Genomic DNA, 18,740 nt, shown 5'->3' with positions numbered 1-18,740 from the left:
CATCATGTCCGACACCCGCCCCGACACCCTGTTCGCGCTGAACGCGCTCTCCCCGCTCGACGGCCGCTACGCCTCGAAAACCGAAGCCCTGCGCGACTGGCTCTCGGAAGCCGCTTTCATGCGCAATCGCGTGACGGTGGAAATCCATTGGCTGATCGCCTTGTCGCGTGCCGGTTTCGCCGAAGTGCCGCGCTTTTCCGAAGCGTCAGAACAATTCCTGCTGCAACTGGCCGAGCGCTTCACCGCGCACGACGCCGCGCGCATCAAGGAAATCGAACGTGTGACGAATCACGACGTGAAGGCGGTCGAGTACTGGCTGAAGGAATCGGTGAAGGGTCAGGAGGAACTGGAGCGCGCGAGCGAGTTCATCCACTTCGCCTGCACGTCGGAAGACATCAACAACACGTCGCACGGCCTGATGCTGGCGGGCGCCCGTGAACACGTGATTCTGCCGGCGCTGCGCTCGGTGCATCAGCGCCTCGTCGCACTGGCTCACGCGCACGCCGAACAGCCGATGCTGTCGCGCACGCACGGCCAACCGGCCAGCCCGACCACGCTCGGCAAGGAACTCGCCAACGTCGCGGCCCGCCTGGAACGCGCGATCGACCGCATCGCGAAGGTCGAGCTGCTCGGCAAGATGAACGGCGCGGTCGGCAACTTCAACGCGCATCTGTCCGCGTATCCGGAGTTCGACTGGGAAGCGTTCTCGCGCGAAGTGGTCGAACAGCGCCTGAAGCTCACGTTCAATCCGTACACGATCCAGATCGAGCCGCACGACTACATGGCCGAACTGTTCGATGCGGTCTCGCGCGCCAACACGATCCTGCTGGATCTGGACCGCGACGTGTGGGGCTATATCTCGGTCGGCTACTTCAAGCAACGCACCAAGGCCGGCGAAATCGGTTCGTCGACCATGCCGCACAAGGTCAACCCGATCGACTTTGAAAACTCGGAAGGCAACCTCGGCCTCGCGAACGCCACGCTGCGCCATCTCGCCGACAAGCTGCCGGTCTCGCGCTGGCAGCGCGACCTGACCGATTCGACGGTGCTGCGCAATATCGGCGTCGCGTTCGGTTACTCGCTGCTCGCGTACGACTCGCTGATCCGCGGTCTGGACAAGCTCGAAGTGAATGCACAGCGTCTGAATGAAGACCTCGACAATTGCTGGGAAGTGCTGGCCGAGCCGGTGCAAACGGTGATGCGCCGTTACGGCATCGAGAATCCGTACGAGCAGTTGAAGGAACTGACGCGCGGCAAGGGCATCACGCGTGAAGCGCTGCAAACGTTCGTCAATGGCCTTGCGATTCCGCAGGACGCGAAAGACCGTTTGCTCGCGATGACGCCGGCGTCGTACATCGGCAAGGCGGTCGAACTGGCGAAGCGGATCGCTTAACCGGCTTGAGTCGTGCATCGCCTCGTGACTCGAGGCGTAAAAAAACCGCTCCTTTGAGAGCGGTTTTTTATTTGCAGCGACGAAACAAACTCACTTACGCGTTTCAACCTGCCTCAGCACTTCCACGACGATCTCTTCCGGCGACAGCTCGATGCTCACCGTGATCGCTTCGTCCGGTCCCGGTTCTTCGAGCGTATCGAGCTGGCTTTGCAGCAGCGAGGGATCGAAGAAATGGCCGGTGCGCGTGGTCAGACGCTGCTCCAGCACTTCACGCGAACCCTTCAGATACACGAAGCACACGTCCCGGTCGCCATCGCGCAAAACATCGCGATACGAGCGTTTCAGCGACGAGCATGTGAACACCGCCGTCTCACCTGCCTGCTGCTTCTCGACGATCGCCACGCGGATGGTTTGCAGCCACGGCCAACGGTCTTCGTCGGTGAGCGGAATGCCGTGGTGCATTTTCTCCTTGTTGGCGGCGCTGTGAAACGCGTCGCCGTCGGTGAACACGCAATGCAGGCGTTCCGCCAGCATTTCGCCAATTCTCGTCTTGCCGGCGCCCGACACGCCCATTGCGATCAGAATCATCAAAAACTCCTTACACGACCGTCGCGAGCGCGAAGGTCAAACCCAAGCCCATCAGTGAAATGATGGTTTCGAGGAGCGACCATGTCTTGAAGGTCTGCCCCACTGTCATACCGAAGTATTCCTTGATCAGCCAGAAACCACCGTCGTTCACATGCGAGAAGATCAGCGAGCCCGAGCCGGTGGCGAGCACCAGCAACTCCGGCTCGACATGCACGCCGCTAGCCGAAGCGATCGGTGCGACGATGCCACACGCCGTGGTCATCGCGACGGTCGCCGAACCCGTGGCCAGACGAATCAGTGCGGCCACCAGCCAGCCGAACAACAGCGGCGACAGATGCATGGCGGTTGCCACATTGACGATTTCCTTCGAAATCCCGCTATCCATCAGCACACGCCCAAACCCGCCGCCCGCGCCGACGATCAGCGTGATACCCGCGATCGGCGCGAGACAGTCGCCGCAGAATTTCTGGATCTGCTCGCGATTGAAACCGCGGCTCGCGCCGAAGGTCCAGAAGCTGACCAGCACCGCGATCAGCAGCGCGACGTCCGAATTGCCGGCGAAGTGCAGCAGATCGTTCGGCAAGGTTTTCGGCGTGGTGAAGAGATCGGCCCAGCTTCCGACCAGCATCAGGATCACCGGCAGCAGGATCGTGAGCAGCGTGATGCCGAAGCTCGGCAGTTCGCGCTTCGGTGCGGCGTTTTGTGCGCCGTTTTTGGCTTCGTCACCATGACCGAGAAATTGCGCGGCAAGCGGGTTGTCTTTCGGCAGCTTGATATAGCGGCTGATCAGCAACGCGAACAGCGGACCGGCGACGATCGCGGTCGGCACACCGACGATCAGCCCATAGGCGATGGTCCTGCCGATATCCGCGTGATACGCCTGCACCGCGAGCATCGCGGCCGGATGCGGCGGAAGCAGTCCGTGCACGACGGACAGACCCGCGACCATCGGCAAGCCGACCAGCAACAGCGACTTGTTGGTGCGCTTCGCGACGTTGAACGCGATCGGAATCAGCAACACGAAACCGACTTCGAAGAACACCGGCAAGCCGACGATGATCGCCACGATCATCATCGCCCAGTGGATGTTCTTCTCGCCAAAGAAGTTGATCAAGGTGGTGGCGACGCGTTCGGCGCCGCCCGATTCGGCCATCATCTTGCCGAGCATCGTACCCAGACCGACCACGACGGCGATGTGCCCGAGCGTATTGCCGTTACCCGTTTCGAACGATTTGACGATGGTGGCCATCGGCATGCCGGATGCAAGACCCAGCAGCAGCGACACGATGATCAGGACGAGGAACGGATAAACCTTGTAGCGCGTGATCAGCAGGATCAGCAAAGCGATGGCGATCACCGCGAAGACCAGCAGTGTGCTGCCGTGGACAGCTTCCATGAAGCTCCTCCTTTTGCGTTATTGATTGTGAGTGCGGCACAGCCAGCACCCTTGTCTCACGGCGGCCTGTGCGGCGCCTTGAAACCGGGCTGACCGCGCGGACGCTGAATTTTACTGTTTGTTGTCTGCAAACGTGCGCCAATTCCGCGCGCATATCGCAAAAGAGCCTCGCCAGGACAGCCTGAGCGGCTGTATCGACGAGGCTCCTTTGCGTAGGACCTTGATAACGGTTAGCGTGCGGGCCGCTTCAACTCAATGGGCGGGCGCGGCCAACTGGCTCGCGGCCCGCGCCAGGCGCGTGACCTCGTCCCAGTTTTGCGCAGCGAGCGCGGCTTTCGGCGTGAGCCACGAGCCACCCACGCACACCACGTTCGGCAGCGACAGGAAATGCGTCGCCGTTTCCGCCGTGATGCCGCCGGTCGGGCAGAACTTCAGATTCGGGAACGGGCCGTAAAAAGCTTGCAGCATCGGCACGCCGCCGGCTTGCTGCGCCGGGAAAAACTTCACGATCTCGTAGCCGAGTTCCAGCGCCGCGATGATGTCCGACGGCGTCATCACGCCCGGTAGCAGCGGCAAGCCCGCATCCTGCGCGGCCTTGTGCATGTCTCTCGTCAGGCCAGGAGAGACGCCGAACTGCGCGCCCGCCTTCTTGGCCTGAGCGCAATGCTCGGGCTTCGTAATCGTGCCGACACCGACCACGATGTCTTCGGCCAACTGGCTCGCGCGTTCGATCGCTTCGAGGCCTGCTGCGGTGCGCAAGGTGATTTCCAGCACCTTCACGCCGCCCGCGTGCAGCGCGCGAGATACGTGTACACCCTGTTCGACCGAGTCGAACGCGAGCACCGGAATCACCGGGCCGAGGCGCACGATATCGCTTACTGTTTTCGAGGTCATAGTCAGACTCCTTGTTCTGCAGCACTTAGCTGGCGTGAGTGGTGCTTGTGTGTTTTGCGGTGTGAGCTTTGGCCGCTTCGCCGTGATGCGCCGAACGCTCGCCCACCATCGCGCCGAATACCGACGCACCCTGCTCCGCCGGCGCCGCCGCCGCGCGGAATACACCGAACAGTTCGCGGCCGAAGCCGACTTCGTTTTCCGCTTGATGCTGCGGCACGGCACACGCACGCGCGGCCCATGCGGCTGCGTCGATCTCGATGTCGAGCACACCGGCTTCGGCGTCGATCACCAGCATGTCGCCCGTGCGCACCTTGCCGATCGGCCCTTCCAGCAACGCTTCCGGCGACAGATGAATCACCGCCGGCACCTTGCCCGACGCGCCGGACATGCGGCCGTCCGTGACCAGTGCAACATGGAAACCTTGATCCTGCAACACACCGAGCAGCGGCGTCAAACGATGCAGCTCAGGCATGCCGTTTGCCCGCGCGCCCTGGAAGCGCACGACGGCGATGAAGTCGCGCTTCAGTTCGTGCTTGTCGAACGCTTCCTGCACGGCTTCCTGCGAATCGAACACGATCGCCGGCGCCTTGACCTTGCGATGCGCCGCCGCGACCGCGGAAATCTTGATCACGCCGCGGCCGAGCTTGCCCTGCATCAGACGCAGACCGCCGTCCGGCTGGAACGGTTCCTTGATGCCGCGCAGCACCGCCGTGTCTTCGCTGGCTTGCGCGCCCGGCACCCATTGCAGCTTGCCGTCGATCAGCTTCGGCTCTTCCGTGTAGTGCTTCAGGCCCTTGCCCGCGACGGTGTTCACGTCCTCGTGCAGCAAGCCGCCTTCCAGCAGATTGCGCACCAGGAACGCGACGCCGCCGGCCGCGTGGAAGTGGTTCACGTCGGCCTTGCCGTTCGGGTAAATCTTCGCGAGCAAAGGCACCGCTTGCGACAGCGTGTCGAAGTCGTCCCAATCGATCACGATGCCCGCCGCGCGTGCAATCGCGACCAGATGCAGCGTGTGGTTGGTCGAACCGCCCGTCGCCAACAACGCGACGATGCCGTTGACGATTGCTTTCTCGTCGACCACGTGGCCGATCGGCATGTAATGGCCGCGCTCCACGGTCAGATCGAGCACGCGGCGCGCGGCTTGCGCGGTCAGCGCGTCGCGCAGCGGCGTGTGCGGATGCACGAAGGCCGAGCCCGGCAGATGCAGGCCCATCACTTCCATCAGCATCTGGTTGCTGTTCGCGGTGCCGTAGAACGTGCAGGTGCCGTGGCTGTGATACGCGGCGGCTTCCGCTTCGAGCAGCGCGTCGCGGCCGCATTGGCCGGTCGCGAAGAGCTGGCGTGTCTTGGCTTTGTCGTCGTTGGACAGGCCGCTGCCCATCGGGCCGGCCGGCACGAAAATGGTCGGGATATGACCGAACTGCAGCGCGCCGATCAACAGGCCCGGCACGATCTTGTCGCAGATGCCGAGGCACAGCGCAGCGTCGAACATGTTGTGGGTGAGCGCGACCGCCGTGCTCATCGCGATGACTTCGCGCGAGAACAGCGACAGCTCCATACCGGCATTGCCTTGCGTGACGCCGTCGCACATGGCCGGCACACCACCCGCGAATTGCGCGACGCCGCCGTTTTCACGCGCGGCCTGCTTGATGATGTCGGGGTAGTTTTTGTACGGCGCGTGAGCCGACAACATCTCGTTGTACGAGGACACGATGCCGATGTTCGGCTCGCGGATCTGCTTGATGACAAGCTTGTCGTTGCCTTCGAGGCCGGCGAAACCGTGAGCGAGATTGGCGCAGGAGAGCGCGCCGCGCGCCGGAAACTTGCCCTGCGCGTGGTGGATGCGGGCGAGATACGCCTCGCGAGTCGGCTTGCTGCGCTCAACCACGCGTTGCGTGACCTTCAACAATTGCGAATGCGGGGAAACCATCGGAGCTCCTTCGTCGCTGGCTGAGGACGGGCGGGCGTGCGCGCACTATGCCAGGTAGGTATCGCGGGAATGTCGAATCAGTTGACGACGCCATCTTAGTAGAAAAACTACATGATCGCAATGTTCTCTGGTGCTGCGCTGCGGCATACTCCGACTACGGGAAACGCCCAACCGGCTTAGCTTTCACGCATTACGCCCAAAACCTAGGGATTACACCTACCGGCTAAAATGTAGTTTTTGTACCTTCTCAGCAATCGGATATAGTCCACGCATTCTTCAGCATAGTGCGAGTTTTCCAATGATGCTGTCTCAGGTGGAAGAGATGCGCGATCAGCTACGCCCGTCCGAGCGCAAGCTGGCCGACTACGTGATCGAGGCGCCGCGCGAGGTGCTCGATCTGTCGATGACCGAGGTGGCCGCTCGCGCGGGTGTGAGCCAGCCGACCATCGCGCGGTTTTGTCATGCGCTTGGGTTTTCGGGCTTTCGCGAATTCAAGATCCGGCTGGCGCAGGGGATTGCGTCGGGGGTGCCGACCGTCTATCGGGACGTGCGCCCGGATGAAGGTGCGCCCGGACTGATCGCCAAAGTATTCGACCGCACCATCGGCACGCTGATCGAGGTGCGCAACAGCCTGTCGCCGGATAGCGTCGAAGCCGCCGTCGAGTTGCTAGCGAACGCGGCGCGCATCGAGTTCTACGGAGCGGGTGGCTCGGGCATTGCAGCGCAGGATATCCAGCACAAGTTTTTTCGGCTCGGCATGCCGAGCGTCGCGTACTCCGATCCACATACTTACTCGATGTCGGCGGCGCTACTCGGGCCCGGCGATGTCGTGGTCGCGGTATCCAATACCGGCCGGACTCGCGACATCATCGAAGCGGCGCGCTCTGCGCTCGCTCGCGGCGCGAAAGTGATCGCGATTACGCATGGCAGTTCACCGCTTGCACGGGTCGCGTCGATTTGCTTGTTCTCGAACGTGGTCGAGGAAAACGACGTGTTTTCGCCGATGACATCGCGCATGTCGCATCTGGCGATCGGCGATATTCTGGCGGTCGGTGTTGCGCTCAAGCGTGGACCCGAGTTGGTCGAGCGGGTGGGACAGGCGAAAGGAGTGATCGGCCGGCTGAGGATCGACGGCGAGGGTTGAAGAGGCGCGGATAAAAGAGGCCTGCGCAATGGCAGGCCTTCGTGGTCAAACAATACGTGTTGCTGGTTACTCGGCGAACACGCGCACATCGACGCGGCGGTTTTGCATGCGGCCTTCGGCCGTCGCATTCGACGCGACCGGATCGGCGCTGCCCAGACCTCGCGCGACGAACTGGTCGGCGTGGAGACCGCCATCGCGCAGATACTGGACGACAGCCGTGGCACGCGCCTCGGACAGTTTCAGGTTATGTGCCTCGGAACCCGTCTTGTCGGTATAACCCGTCACCGTCACGCGATGCAGGTTGACGGTTCGGTTCACGATCATGAACTGGTCGAGGTTTTCCTTGGCAATCGGGCTAAGCGTCGCGCTATCGGTTGCGAAGTTCGCGTTGCCTTGCAGCAGCAACCGAACCTGCGGGACCACCGGCTTCGCTTGCGGCTGCGGAGCCGGCTGCTGCTGAACCGGCTGAGGCACCGGCTGTTGTACGACCGGCTTGCCGCACATGAAGGTCATTTCGCGCGGAGCCTTCACGGGTGCATTGTTGTTCACGCCGTCAATTGCTTCCAGCCACGTCACAGGCTGAGCCTGACAGGTTTCCTCAGCCACACGCACGCAACTGTTCGAGCTTTCAAACAGTCCCAGGCAGCTGACCCGGTAAGTCGGCGCTTCCTGGTTCGGCGTGCTAACCGCGTGAAGCGTATAGGTCGGTCCCGACTGCGTGGTACACGCCGCAAGGAAGGTCACAAACGCGCCGAGCAATGGCGCGCGAAGATATTTAAAAAGAGTTGCGTTCATTTTTCACGAATTCCGTCATCGAGGCGGCGCTCTTGCCACGTGTTCCACGGACAAGAGCGCGCTTTCAGTTAAGTCAAAGGCAGATCCGGCTGACGGACGGGGCTCACGCCCCACCCGTCACGGCACTTACCACTGGTACGAAGCACCCACACCCACCGTCGTGCCTTGCGAGCTGGTACCCGCGCCGGCCTTCATCTTCAGGTTCTCGGTGATACGTGCCGAGACGCCGAGGGCGACAGCTTGCGAACCCTTGTACGTGCCACCGCCGATGCCGACCGCGATCGTCTTGCCTTGATCGACGTCCGGGATCATCGTCAGCGCCGTAGCGGCTGCGATACCTGCGTAGGCGCTCTTCGCGACCTGGTTGACGCTGTTCTGCACCGAGTTGATCTGCTGATCGGTGTAGTCCTTCGCCGTCATGCCAGCCGGCAGATTGCCGACCGCTGCGCCGATCGAATCGTTCAACTGACCCACGTTGACCGCGTCGGTCGTCGCCGTACCGGCCGCGACGTTGGTGACCTGGCGTTCATTGCCCGCCGAGCCCACCGACACCGTGTTCGCACGGTCAGCCACCGAGTTCGCACCCAGTGCCACCGAGTTGGCCGCGGTCGCGCTGGCGTTCGCACCCATTGCCGTGGAATGCGTGCCGCTTGCGACTGCTGCTTCCGTGTCACGGTTGCCCGCGATGTTGCTGACGTTGTTGCTCAGGTTGCTCACATTGCTGCTAACGTTGTTCACCTTCGCATCTTCCGACTGCAACTGGCTCACGTTCACCGCATCCGTCGCATTCAGACCTGCTGCAACGTTCGTGATACGCCGCTCAGCACCCGCCTTGCCGATCGACACTTCGCCGCCGGTTGCCGTAGCTGCCGAGATCGCCGTGCCACCCGCCGGCGTGAAGGCCGCCGTCGTCAGCGTCGTCGAGTTAGCCACCGAGTTCGAACCCAGTGCCACCGAGTTTGCGGTCGTCGCCGATGCCGCACCACCAATTGCCACTGCGTCCGTGCCCGTTGCCGACGAGTCCGCCAGCGTCGAGTTCGTGTGGAAATACTTGATGCCACCACCGTTGGTGATGTTGTTCAACGTGTTGCTGATGTTCGTGACATTGCCCGCGATGTTGCTGACGTTACCGCTCAGATTGCTCACGTTATTGCTAACGTTATTGACCTTCGCGTCTTCCGACATCAACTGGCTCACGTTCACCGCGTCTGTCGCTGCCGAGCCGGCTGCCACGTTAGTCACGCGACGTTCGTTGCCTGCCGAGCCCACCGACACTTCGCCGTTGGCGGTCGATGCCGTACCCGACAGGGTCGCCGTACCCGGGTTGTAGCCCGCGGCCGACAGGTTCGCCGTCGTGGTCGAGTTCGAGCCCAGCGCCACCGAGTTCGCTGCCGATGCGGTCGCGTAGTCACCGATTGCCACGGCATACGCGTTTGTAGCGCTCGAGCGCTGTCCAACTGCCAAAGAATAATCACCAGACGCTAGTGAATGCCCTCCCAAGGCTGTCCCGTTCGCTCCAGTTGATTGCGCCGCAAAGCCAAGCGCCACGCCGTCGAAGCCGCCACTCGCGGCTACGTATGAGCTAGCGCCGATAGCGATACTCTGCGCCCCCGCTGCGGTACTGAATCCTCCAAGCGCAACTGCATAACTTCCAGATGAAAGAGCATTGTAGCCAATGGCAACACCCGTTCCACCGTCATTCGTGTTCGCCGTCACCTGCGCATTGGTGCCGATGGCTTCCTGCGTCGACCTGACGACTGTCCCACCATCCAAAGCGCCTGCATACGCCGCACTGCCCGCGCCAGCACCAGCCGCCAGCAACGCCACCGCAAGTAGCTTCTTGCTACTACTCTTCTTCCCCCGGCTCTTCGCCACTTCTGACGCAGCCACATAAGTACCGGTTTTTTCATTCCAGACGGTTTTGAAAGTCTTGTTCACGTTTAATCCTGTCGAACTTTTTGATAACGGTTCTGATTTGCGGAGAACTGTTTGAGCGCTGCACGCAGATCAAGCGATTGCCGAGGGGAAAAGGCGGTTGTACGAACAAGAACTTCGGGACCGTCTCATTACCCCTTCGGTGGGTGATCCGAATATAGATTTACGTGAGACGCGCTTGAATGAGACAAGTCTTAAACGACCACAAACAGCAAAGAATCGACACCAGAGTGGGACCAGGCGTTTCTTAACAACCTTTAACAGTCGGCGATATCAATAGGAACGCGCAACAAAACAGGCCACGCATTCCAATTTTCTGCGCCTTTGATAATATAGATTAGAAAATTAGGATTTATCTTATTGCCAGACAAACCGGACCATATCGCCACTCAAGAAGGTTGTCTTTTAATAAACCGAATTTGAATTGGGAATTTTCTGAGCACGAAAACGGAATTTTAAGAATAATCCGGTTGAGTGCCGAATCCGCTATCTACAAAATCAAACACATCGTTTGAACAAACGTGTCGCATCGTCGGAACGATTGAAAACATCCACTCAAGTTGGTGGACGCCATCCCGCACCGTTCCCGCCCGATCCACCGGCCCAGCGCCGCGTCGTAGATTTCTAGACAAGGAAGAATCATGAAACGCACCGCCATCCTGACCACTGCCGCCCTAATGCTGGCATCGGTCGCAACGTATTCATACGCCGCCACTCCGGACGAAGCTGCGTTGGTCGCGCTCGAACAATCATGGGCAAAGGCGGCTTCGACGCACGACGTCGCCGTCCTGGACAAAGTGCTCGACGATTCGTATGTTGAAGTGACAGCCAACGGCACCCGTCGCGGCAAAGCCGACGCGCTTGCCGCACCCGGTCTGGCGCCCGGCGCATCCCAGTCACTCAGCGAAGTTCAGGCGACCGTCAATGGCGACATCGCTGTCGTCTCTGGTGTCAATTACTACTCCAGCGGTCCGGGCGCGCTGGCCGTGAAATTTGTCTTTACCGATATCTACGCAAAACGTCCCGACGGCTGGCGTGCCATTTCATCGCACATGGCGCGCAGGCCGATGTAGAAACGCCTATCGCGTCGGCGTCGTCACGAGCCGCGCTCAAGTTGACCACCCGAGTAGTAAACCCTTCGCGGGTATCAGCGGTCCAATGCAAAGAGGCGCGATTGAATCGCGCCTCTTTGCGTTTCCATGTCACCGAACTCACTCAATGAGCAGTCGCGATCACAAGCGGCTCGGAATCTGCGTTCACCTTTGTCGGGTCATCCCCCGCCCCCGCCAGCAACTTCGCCGCCGCACTCGCCGTAATCCGTCGATGGGCGACATCACGCGCATCGAGTGCAATCACTTGATACAACTCGCGGTCGGCTTCCACTTCCCGCTCGTACTCCTCGCACGTCTCGACAAGTAGTTCGAGCAACACCTGTCGGCTGCGTCGTTCCTGGCTCGTCAATGCAGGATTCCTATATATTGAGGCCGCAAGCGTGGCCAGTCGATTAAGTTGAGTCAGCTGCCGCTCGCATGAACTGAACGCCGACAGGGCGAGCTTTTCGTATTGCAAGGCATCAACGGGTGGACGTGAAGCGGGCTTGGCGGTTTTCTTGGACTTGCTCATGGTGCGATCTCCCAAAGACTTACCTGGATCGCCCGACACTCGCTTGGAAGGTGGGTGAGCGGGCACATGGCGGGTTAGCAGACCGGGATTTCACCAAACCGGCGAGCCTTGCGGCTCCCCACCACGGCCCGCCCATAGAACTATAGACGTGCAGCGGCTAGCGCACGACCCGCCTAGGCGGGTGTGCGGGCGAAATCTCAGGCTGCTAAACCTGACCACCGGTTGTTGCCAGTGGCTCAAGAATTATAAGTCAGCCCGCTCCGTGACAAGCCATCTCAATATAGCCTGACAGCCGCGTTGGCCGTTCGGCCTAAGACGACTCAGCAGCGAACAACAAAGCAAAAAGGGCAACCCGCCGAATCCAGCAGACCGCCCTTTCTAGTTGAACCGCGCAACCAAACCTACATAACCTTCAATACGCAGGCCTAAAACGGCTTAATCACCACCAACGCCACCGCCGCCAACATCCCCAGCACCGGCAACTCATTGAACATCCGATACCACTTATCCGTCCGCTGGTTCTCCCCACGCTCAAACGTCCGCAGCAGCACACCGCAATAACCGTGGTAAATCAAAAGCAGCACGACCACGCCAACCTTCGCATCAATCCACCCCTGCCCGCGCCCGATCCCAATCACGAGCCACAACCAGAGCCCGCACGCCAGCGCCGGCACCGCAATAAACGTCATGAAGCGGAACAGCTTACGCGCCATCGTCAACAGACGCGCCGTCGCCGCGGGCTCCGTTTCCATCGCCAGATTGACGAAGATGCGCGGCAGATAGAACAGGCCGGCGAACCAGGAGGCAATCAGAACGATGTGAAACGTCTTTACCCAAAGCATCAGCGGTCCTCTCGTACTACGTAATGGCGTCAGAATGCGCGCCGTTTCCGGCCCGCTCCCGCACAAACAGCGCCGCGTTTATTGCCGGCCTTCGCCGTGGCCGAGCACGACGTACTTGAGCGACGTCAGCCCTTCCAGACCCACCGGGCCACGCGCGTGCAGCTTGTCGTTCGAGATGCCGATTTCCGCGCCCAGACCGAACTCGAAACCATCGGCGAAACGGGTCGATGCGTTGACCATCACGCTCGCCGAATCTACTTCACGCAGAAAGCGCATGGCGCGGTCGTGGTCTTCGGTGACGATCGCATCGGTGTGCTGCGAACTGTACTCGTTGATGTGTTCGATCGCCGCGTCGATTCCATCGACCACCTTGATCGCCAGCACCGGCGCGAGATACTCGGTGCGCCAGTCTTCCTCGGTCGCATCGACCAGCGGGCCGACGCCGGCCGCCGACAACACCGCGCGCGCCGCAGGATCCACGCGCAATTCAACTTCCTTCGCGCGATACAGCTTGCCCAAAGGCGGCAGCACCTCAGCCGCGATATCGCGCGCGACGAGCAGCGTCTCCATGGTGTTGCACGTACCATAGCGGTGCGTCTTCGCGTTATCGCAAACGGTCAGCGCCTTGGCAAGATCCGCGCGATCGTCGACATACACGTGACAGATGCCGTCGAGGTGCTTGATCATCGGCACGCGCGCTTCGTTCATCAACCGCTCGATCAGGCTCTTGCCGCCGCGCGGCACGATCACGTCGACGTATTCGGTCATCGTGATCAGCTTGCCGACCGCCGCACGATCCGACGTGGCGACCACTTGCACAGCGTCTTGCGGCAAACCGGCCGCTTCCAGCCCTTCACCGATCAGCTTCGCCAACGCCGTATTGCATTCCAGCGCTTCCGAACCCCCGCGCAGAATCGTCGCGTTGCCCGACTTCAGGCACAGCGCCGCGGCGTCGATCGTCACATTCGGACGCGATTCGTAGATGATGCCGATCACGCCCAGCGGCACGCGCATCTGGCCGACCTGAATGCCGCTCGGCCGGTACTTCAGATTGCTGATTTCGCCGATCGGATCGGCCAGCGCGGCGACTTGCCGCAGACCTTCGACCATCGTCTTCAGCGCTTTGTCCGACAGCGTCAGACGGTCGATGAACGCAGCGTCGTGGCCTTTCTCGCGCGCCCGTGTGACGTCACGCGCGTTCGCTTCTTTCAGCGTTGCGGCATCGCGTTCGATAGCTTGCGCAACGGCCGCGAGCGCGGCGTTCTTTGCCGCCGTCGACGCCCGCGCCATAGCCCGCGAAGCGTGGCGGGCGCGACGGCCGAGGTCGGTCATGTACTGGTCGATATCCATGGTGATTCTCGTGATGCCGCGCACGTCGACGTGCGGCGGACAGGCAGAATTAGCGAAAGATCAAGCGATTGTAAGTCGGGCGAAGGCGCTTTGCTTGCCGACGCAGCCGAGGTTGCTCAGAGGCCGGTGCTCGTTCCATGCCGAACGTGGCAGCCGCGAATGGTCATCGGGACCCTGACGACGACATTCCCGAGATCGCCCGGCAGGCCCTCAAAGTTGCCGGACCGGGGCGCTTCGCGACGCGTTTCAGGCCGGCCTTCGCGACGGCGCGACGGAGCCTGGCCGAGGTCGAGGCGGAGGCACGGGCGAGCTTTTCGGCGAAGCCACCGTCATGGCCAGTTCGAACAAACCGTCCCACGGGTCAGGCGGCGGATCGTTGCGATGATTGCCCGGCGTACCGCCCGACAAACCCTTCACCTGCCGATCCAACCGCGCCGCCAACGCGAGCGCCTTCTCCAGCGCGCCCTCGCTCACGCGCGACAATGCCGGCCCGATCAACCGTTCACGCGGCCCCCAAACACGGTTCTCGCGCACCAGCATCGCAAGCGGCTTGCCGGCCGCAACGCCGCGTTTGATCCGCAGCAGCGTGCGCACTTCTTCGACCACGGCCCACAGTACCAGCACCGCGGCCTCGCCCTCGCCACGCAGCCCGTCGAGCATGCGCGACAAGCGGCCGACATCGCCCGCCAACATCGCTTCATTCAGCTTGAAGACGTCGTAACGCGCAACGTTGAGCACGGCGTCCTGAACCTGTTCGAAGCTCAGCGACCCAGCCGGATACAGCAACCCAAGCTTCTGAATTTCCTGATGCGCCGCGAGCAGATTACCTTCCACGCGCTCTGCGATGAACGCCAGCGCGCGCCGCCCTTCTTCGCCGGCGGCGACTCGCTGGCCCTGCGCGGCGAGCCGTTGGCCGACCCAATTCGGCAACTGCGCGCGCTCGACCGGATCGATCTTCAACGCGACGCCCGCATCGGACAAAGCCGTGAACCACGCCGACTTCTGCGTGGCCGCGTCGAGCCGCGGCAGCGTGATCATGGTGAGCACGTCGTCATTGACGGCAGCAGCGAGCGCTTTCAACGCGTCCGCGCCTTCCTTGCCCGGCTTGCCCGACGGAATACGCAACTCGACCAGTTGACGGTCGCCGAACAGCGACATCGACTGGCTCGCGCCCAGCAGCGAACTCCAGTCGAACCCGCGCTCGACCGTGAACACCGAGCGGTCGGTGAAGCCGGCCGCCCGCGCCGTGGCGCGAATACGGTCGCACGCTTCCTGCGCGAGCAGGTGCTCGTCGCCGTACACGACGTACAGTCCGGCGAGTCCCTTGGCGAGATGCGCTTCGAGCGCGTCAAGTCGCAGTTGCATGGCTACCGATCGGCGAGGTTGAACAGGTGCGGCACATTGAACACAGCACGACGCTCACAGCGGCGGCGGCGGCAACGGCGCGCGCGGCGCAACCGACGGCACTTCCTGGCCCGGCGCCGGATGCATCGATCGCACGACCCCCAGACGGCGCGTGAGCTGGTCAATCGCGTCGTTTTCCATATCGGCGAAGAGAATGTCGCTTTCAGCTGATTTCGCTTGCGAGAACTGGTCGCTATAGGTCATCGCGCGGTTCAGCGCGATCACGCTCGGCGGAATCAGCAGCGTGCCGTCCTTGGCGATCAGCGAATAGTTCATATTGAGATTCAATTGATACTCTTCGACTGCGCCTAGCGAGTTCAGCGTCAGCGTGCTGGTGCCGCGGCCTTCCGTGATCTGCAACGTGGCGTCGGCGTTCGCGACCGAGCTGACCACGACCGTGTCGCTGCCGCCTTGCACGATGCGCGTCAAGCGCGCGGCCGCCGCCGGCGAACCGCCGGCGATGAAGAGGCGTTTGAATGCGTAGTCCTGCTGGCCGCGCAGCTGGAAGCCGCAGGCGGACAACATCAGTACGCTGCAAGCCAGCGTCAAAAACGTTCTGCGAGTCACATTGGCTCCTGGTTCGCAGTAGATTCCACAGCGCGGACAAGCGCCGCCGCGCGCGGCGGCGTCCTGCCGGCTGTCATGTCTTCGTTGATCCTCACACGACCACGTTCACGAGGCGCCCCGGCACCACGACGATCTTCTTCGGCGCCTTGCCTTCGCTGAACTTCGCGACCATCTCGTGCGCGGCCGCGAGCTGTTCGATCGCTTCACGCGAGGCGTCTTTCGCTACCGTGATCGCGCCGCGCACCTTGCCGTTCACCTGCAGCACGAGTTCGATCTCGGACTGCTCGAGCGCCTTCTCGTCGACCTTCGGCCACGGCGCGTCGAGCAGCGAGCCGAGTTCGTCGGCGTAACCGAGTTCCTGCCACAGCTGGAACGTGAGGTGCGGCACGACCGGATACAGCACGCGCAGCATCACGCTGCACGTTTCGCGCAACACGGCCGGCCGGGCGCCCTTCGCGCTGTCGAGCGCGTTGAGCATCTTCATGGCGGCCGATACCACCGTGTTGTATTGCAGGCGTTGATAGTCGAAGTCAGCCTGCTTCAGCACGCTGTAGATCTCGCGGCGCAAAACTTTCTCGACGTCGCTGAGTTGAGCGGCGTCGAACGTGCCGCCCTGGCGCAGCGCGGCTTCGTTGGTCTGACTGAAGCTCCACACGCGGCGCAGGAAGCGGCTCGCGCCTTCCACGCCCGAGCCGGACCATTCGAGCGACTGCTCGGGCGGGGCGGCGAACATCACGAACAGACGCGCCGTGTCCGCGCCGTGCTGATCGATCAGCAATTGCGGATCGACGCCGTTGTTCTTCGACTTCGACATTTTTTCGACGCCACCGAGCACCACCGGCTGGCCGTCCGCGTTCAGGACGGCGCCGACCGGGCGGCCCTTGTCGTCGAACGAAACGGTCACGTCGGCCGGGTTGTACCAAGTTTTCTTGCCCGCTTCGTTTTCACGGTAGTAGGTTTCGTTAAGCACCATGCCCTGCGTCAGCAGGTTCCTGGCCGGCTCGTTAAATTTGACCAGACCCATGTCGCGCATCACCTTCGCCCAGAAGCGCGAGTACAAAAGGTGCAGAATCGCGTGCTCGATGCCGCCGATGTACTGGTCCATCGGCGCCCAGTAGTCGGTGCGCTCGTCGACCATGGTCTTCGCATCCGGCGACGCATAGCGGTAGAAGTACCAGGACGAATCGACGAAGGTGTCCATCGTGTCGGTTTCGCGCTTGGCCGCGCCGCCGCAGGTCGGGCAGGTGCAGTTCACGAACGCTTCGGACTTGGCGAGCGGATTGCCCGTGCCGTCCGGCACCAGGTCTTCCGGCAGCACCACCGGCAGATCTTTTTCCGGCACCGGCACGTCGCCGCACGCCGGGCAGTGGATGATCGGAATCGGCGTGCCCCAGTAACGCTGGCGCGACACGCCCCAGTCACGTAGACGCCACGTGATCTGCTTGTCGCCGAGGCCGAGTTCTTTCAGGTCCGCGGCGATGTGGTCCACCGCCTGTTCGTAATCGAGGCCGTCGTACTTGCCGCTGTTGACCAGCGTACCGGTCTTCTCGCCGTACCATTCCTGCCAGGCGTCCGTCGAGAATTCCTTCCCTTCGACCGCGACCACCTGCTTGATCGGCAGAGCGTATTTCTTCACGAACGCGAAGTCGCGCTCGTCGTGCGCCGGCACGCCCATCACGGCGCCTTCGCCGTAGCTCATCAGCACATAGTTGCCGATCCACACTTCGACCTGTTCCTGCGTCAGCGGATGCGTGACGTAGAAGCCGGTGGCCATGCCCTTCTTTTCCATGGTCGCGACGTCGGCTTCAGCGACGCCGCCGCGCTTGCATTCCTCGATGAACGCCTGCAATTCCGGCTTGTCTTTCGCGAGGCGCGTGGCGAGCGGATGCTCGGCGGCAATCGCGCAGAACGTGACGCCCATGATCGTGTCGGCACGCGTGGTGAACACGCGCAGCAGCTTCTGCTCGCCGTCGATCTCGTACGGGAAGCCGAAGTTCACGCCGAAGCTCTTGCCGATCCAGTTCTGCTGCATGATCTTGACGCGCTCCGGCCAGCCGAGGCCTTCGAGGTCGTTCAGCAGTTCGTCCGCGTACTGCGTGATGCGCATGTAGTACATCGGGATTTCGCGCTTTTCGACGAGCGCGCCCGAACGCCAGCCGCGGCCGTCGATCACCTGCTCGTTGGCGAGCACGGTCTGATCGACCGGATCCCAGTTGACGGTGCCGGTTTTCTTGTACGCGATGCCCTTTTCGAGCATCTTCAGGAACAGCCACTGGTTCCACTTGTAGTAGTCCGGGCTGCAGGTCGCGACTTCGCGCGACCAGTCGATCGCGAGGCCCATCGACTGCATCTGCTTCTTCATGTAAGCGATGTTGTCGTAGGTCCACTTGGCCGGCGGCACGTTGTTGGCCATCGCGGCGTTTTCCGCCGGCATGCCGAACGCGTCCCAACCCATCGGCATCAGCACGTTGTAGCCGTTCATCCGCAGATAGCGGTACATCACGTCGTTGATCGTGTAGTTGCGCACGTGACCCATGTGCAGCTTGCCCGACGGGTACGGCAGCATCGAGACGCAATAGAACTTGGGCTTGTCGGTGGTTTCCGTCGACTTGTACGCGTCGATGGCGCGCCATTGCCCTTGCGCGGCGGATTCGACGTCGGAGGGAACGTATTTTTCGTACATGGTGTGATGGGATCGCTGGGTCGGTGCTTTCGCACCGGCCGCTTTGGTGCTCTGCTGGATGAAATGGCGTCGTTTCCCCTTCTGCGGGGGAAAGGGCTGATTATACCGTCCGCGGACGGGTACGCCGCGCGGCGTGGTCGATGCGACAACGGACCCGGCTTGGCTTGGCTTGGCTTGGCTTGGCTTGGCTTGGCTT

General features: G+C 61.9%; 14 protein-coding genes and 2 pseudogenes. 3 read left to right on the top strand and 13 right to left on the bottom strand.

Going from position 1 to position 18,740, the window contains the following annotated elements; genetic code table 11:
- Window positions 1-4: 4 nt before the first annotated feature.
- On the top strand, window positions 5-1,393 hold the full coding sequence (gene purB, locus PQR42_RS33900) for an adenylosuccinate lyase (protein ID WP_408390764.1): 1,389 nt from the start codon (window positions 5-7) through the stop codon (window positions 1,391-1,393).
- Window positions 1,394-1,483: 90 nt separating this feature from the next.
- Here purB and PQR42_RS33895 read toward each other — a convergent pair whose 3' ends face one another.
- The 4 genes from PQR42_RS33895 to edd all read right to left on the bottom strand — a co-directional run bounded on the left by PQR42_RS33895 (window position 1,484) and on the right by edd (window position 6,201).
- Window positions 1,484-1,981: a gluconokinase gene (locus tag PQR42_RS33895; protein WP_408218994.1), complete on the bottom strand. Its 498-nt coding sequence runs from the start codon at window positions 1,979-1,981 to the stop codon at window positions 1,484-1,486.
- A gap of 10 nt (window positions 1,982-1,991) precedes the next feature.
- Window positions 1,992-3,377, bottom strand: a complete 1,386-nt coding sequence (locus PQR42_RS33890; protein WP_408390766.1) for a GntP family permease — start codon at window positions 3,375-3,377, stop codon at window positions 1,992-1,994.
- 252 nt (window positions 3,378-3,629) lie between these two features.
- A complete protein-coding gene (gene eda, locus PQR42_RS33885) occupies window positions 3,630-4,271 on the bottom strand; it encodes a bifunctional 4-hydroxy-2-oxoglutarate aldolase/2-dehydro-3-deoxy-phosphogluconate aldolase (protein ID WP_408218989.1) in 642 nt (213 codons plus the stop codon).
- A 25-nt stretch (window positions 4,272-4,296) separates the two neighbouring features.
- Window positions 4,297-6,201 carry a phosphogluconate dehydratase gene (gene edd / locus PQR42_RS33880; RefSeq protein ID WP_408494769.1) on the bottom strand — a complete coding sequence of 635 codons (1,905 nt, stop codon included), beginning with the start codon at window positions 6,199-6,201 and terminating at the stop codon, window positions 4,297-4,299.
- A 298-nt stretch (window positions 6,202-6,499) separates the two neighbouring features.
- Here edd and PQR42_RS33875 point away from each other — a divergent pair, with 298 nt between their 5' ends.
- Entirely contained in the window at window positions 6,500-7,345 is an 846-nt protein-coding gene (locus tag PQR42_RS33875) for a MurR/RpiR family transcriptional regulator (RefSeq protein ID WP_408390770.1), read from the top strand.
- Window positions 7,346-7,411: 66 nt separating this feature from the next.
- Here the strand turns inward: PQR42_RS33875 and PQR42_RS33870 are convergent, their stop codons facing one another.
- The 3 genes and pseudogenes from PQR42_RS33870 to PQR42_RS45805 form a co-directional block, all read right to left on the bottom strand.
- Window positions 7,412-8,140: an OmpA family protein gene (locus PQR42_RS33870; RefSeq protein WP_408390772.1), complete on the bottom strand. Its 729-nt coding sequence runs from the start codon at window positions 8,138-8,140 to the stop codon at window positions 7,412-7,414.
- Window positions 8,141-8,266: 126 nt separating this feature from the next.
- Window positions 8,267-9,853: pseudogene (locus PQR42_RS33865) on the bottom strand (YadA family autotransporter adhesin); the annotation flags it as partial.
- A gap of 90 nt (window positions 9,854-9,943) precedes the next feature.
- Window positions 9,944-10,078, bottom strand: a pseudogene (locus tag PQR42_RS45805) (ESPR-type extended signal peptide-containing protein); the annotation flags it as partial.
- A 638-nt stretch (window positions 10,079-10,716) separates the two neighbouring features.
- Between PQR42_RS45805 and PQR42_RS33860 the strand changes: the two are divergent.
- Window positions 10,717-11,148, top strand: coding sequence for a nuclear transport factor 2 family protein (locus PQR42_RS33860; protein WP_408390778.1), 432 nt, complete (start codon window positions 10,717-10,719; stop codon window positions 11,146-11,148).
- A gap of 142 nt (window positions 11,149-11,290) precedes the next feature.
- On the opposite strand, the gene PQR42_RS33855 is transcribed toward PQR42_RS33860, so the two are convergent.
- The 6 genes from PQR42_RS33855 to leuS all read right to left on the bottom strand — a co-directional run bounded on the left by PQR42_RS33855 (window position 11,291) and on the right by leuS (window position 18,544).
- A complete protein-coding gene (locus PQR42_RS33855; RefSeq protein WP_408390780.1) occupies window positions 11,291-11,698 on the bottom strand; it encodes a hypothetical protein in 408 nt (135 codons plus the stop codon).
- A gap of 425 nt (window positions 11,699-12,123) precedes the next feature.
- A complete protein-coding gene (locus PQR42_RS33850; protein ID WP_408390782.1) occupies window positions 12,124-12,540 on the bottom strand; it encodes a CopD family protein in 417 nt (138 codons plus the stop codon).
- 78 nt (window positions 12,541-12,618) lie between these two features.
- Window positions 12,619-13,890, bottom strand: a complete 1,272-nt coding sequence (locus PQR42_RS33845) for a glutamate-5-semialdehyde dehydrogenase (RefSeq protein ID WP_408390784.1) — start codon at window positions 13,888-13,890, stop codon at window positions 12,619-12,621.
- Between the two features lie 246 nt (window positions 13,891-14,136).
- Window positions 14,137-15,255 carry a DNA polymerase III subunit delta gene (holA, locus tag PQR42_RS33840; RefSeq protein WP_408221353.1) on the bottom strand — a complete coding sequence of 373 codons (1,119 nt, stop codon included), beginning with the start codon at window positions 15,253-15,255 and terminating at the stop codon, window positions 14,137-14,139.
- A gap of 54 nt (window positions 15,256-15,309) precedes the next feature.
- Window positions 15,310-15,861: an LPS-assembly lipoprotein LptE gene (locus tag PQR42_RS33835; RefSeq protein WP_408221351.1), complete on the bottom strand. Its 552-nt coding sequence runs from the start codon at window positions 15,859-15,861 to the stop codon at window positions 15,310-15,312.
- Window positions 15,862-15,952: 91 nt separating this feature from the next.
- A complete protein-coding gene (leuS, locus tag PQR42_RS33830) occupies window positions 15,953-18,544 on the bottom strand; it encodes a leucine--tRNA ligase (RefSeq protein WP_408390786.1) in 2,592 nt (863 codons plus the stop codon).
- Window positions 18,545-18,740: the final 196 nt, after the last annotated feature.

Origin of the sequence: Paraburkholderia sediminicola (assembly GCF_046027355.1) — a bacterium.
Lineage (GTDB): Bacteria > Pseudomonadota > Gammaproteobacteria > Burkholderiales > Burkholderiaceae > Paraburkholderia > Paraburkholderia sediminicola_B.
This window is presented reverse-complemented; position numbering and strand designations above follow the sequence as displayed.

Excerpts from the sequence above, each read along its gene's own strand:
- purB (WP_408390764.1), top strand. The coding sequence starts at position 5 with ATGTCCGACACCCGCCCCGACACCCTGTTCGCGCTGAACGCGCTCTCC.
- PQR42_RS33895 (WP_408218994.1), bottom strand. The coding sequence starts at position 1,981 with ATGATTCTGATCGCAATGGGCGTGTCGGGCGCCGGCAAGACGAGAATT.
- PQR42_RS33890 (WP_408390766.1), bottom strand. The coding sequence starts at position 3,377 with ATGGAAGCTGTCCACGGCAGCACACTGCTGGTCTTCGCGGTGATCGCC.
- eda (WP_408218989.1), bottom strand. The coding sequence starts at position 4,271 with ATGACCTCGAAAACAGTAAGCGATATCGTGCGCCTCGGCCCGGTGATT.
- edd (WP_408494769.1), bottom strand. The coding sequence starts at position 6,201 with ATGGTTTCCCCGCATTCGCAATTGTTGAAGGTCACGCAACGCGTGGTT.
- PQR42_RS33875 (WP_408390770.1), top strand. The coding sequence starts at position 6,500 with ATGATGCTGTCTCAGGTGGAAGAGATGCGCGATCAGCTACGCCCGTCC.
- PQR42_RS33870 (WP_408390772.1), bottom strand. The coding sequence starts at position 8,140 with ATGAACGCAACTCTTTTTAAATATCTTCGCGCGCCATTGCTCGGCGCG.
- PQR42_RS33860 (WP_408390778.1), top strand. The coding sequence starts at position 10,717 with ATGAAACGCACCGCCATCCTGACCACTGCCGCCCTAATGCTGGCATCG.
- PQR42_RS33855 (WP_408390780.1), bottom strand. The coding sequence starts at position 11,698 with ATGAGCAAGTCCAAGAAAACCGCCAAGCCCGCTTCACGTCCACCCGTT.
- PQR42_RS33850 (WP_408390782.1), bottom strand. The coding sequence starts at position 12,540 with ATGCTTTGGGTAAAGACGTTTCACATCGTTCTGATTGCCTCCTGGTTC.
- PQR42_RS33845 (WP_408390784.1), bottom strand. The coding sequence starts at position 13,890 with ATGGATATCGACCAGTACATGACCGACCTCGGCCGTCGCGCCCGCCAC.
- holA (WP_408221353.1), bottom strand. The coding sequence starts at position 15,255 with ATGCAACTGCGACTTGACGCGCTCGAAGCGCATCTCGCCAAGGGACTC.
- leuS (WP_408390786.1), bottom strand. The coding sequence starts at position 18,544 with ATGTACGAAAAATACGTTCCCTCCGACGTCGAATCCGCCGCGCAAGGG.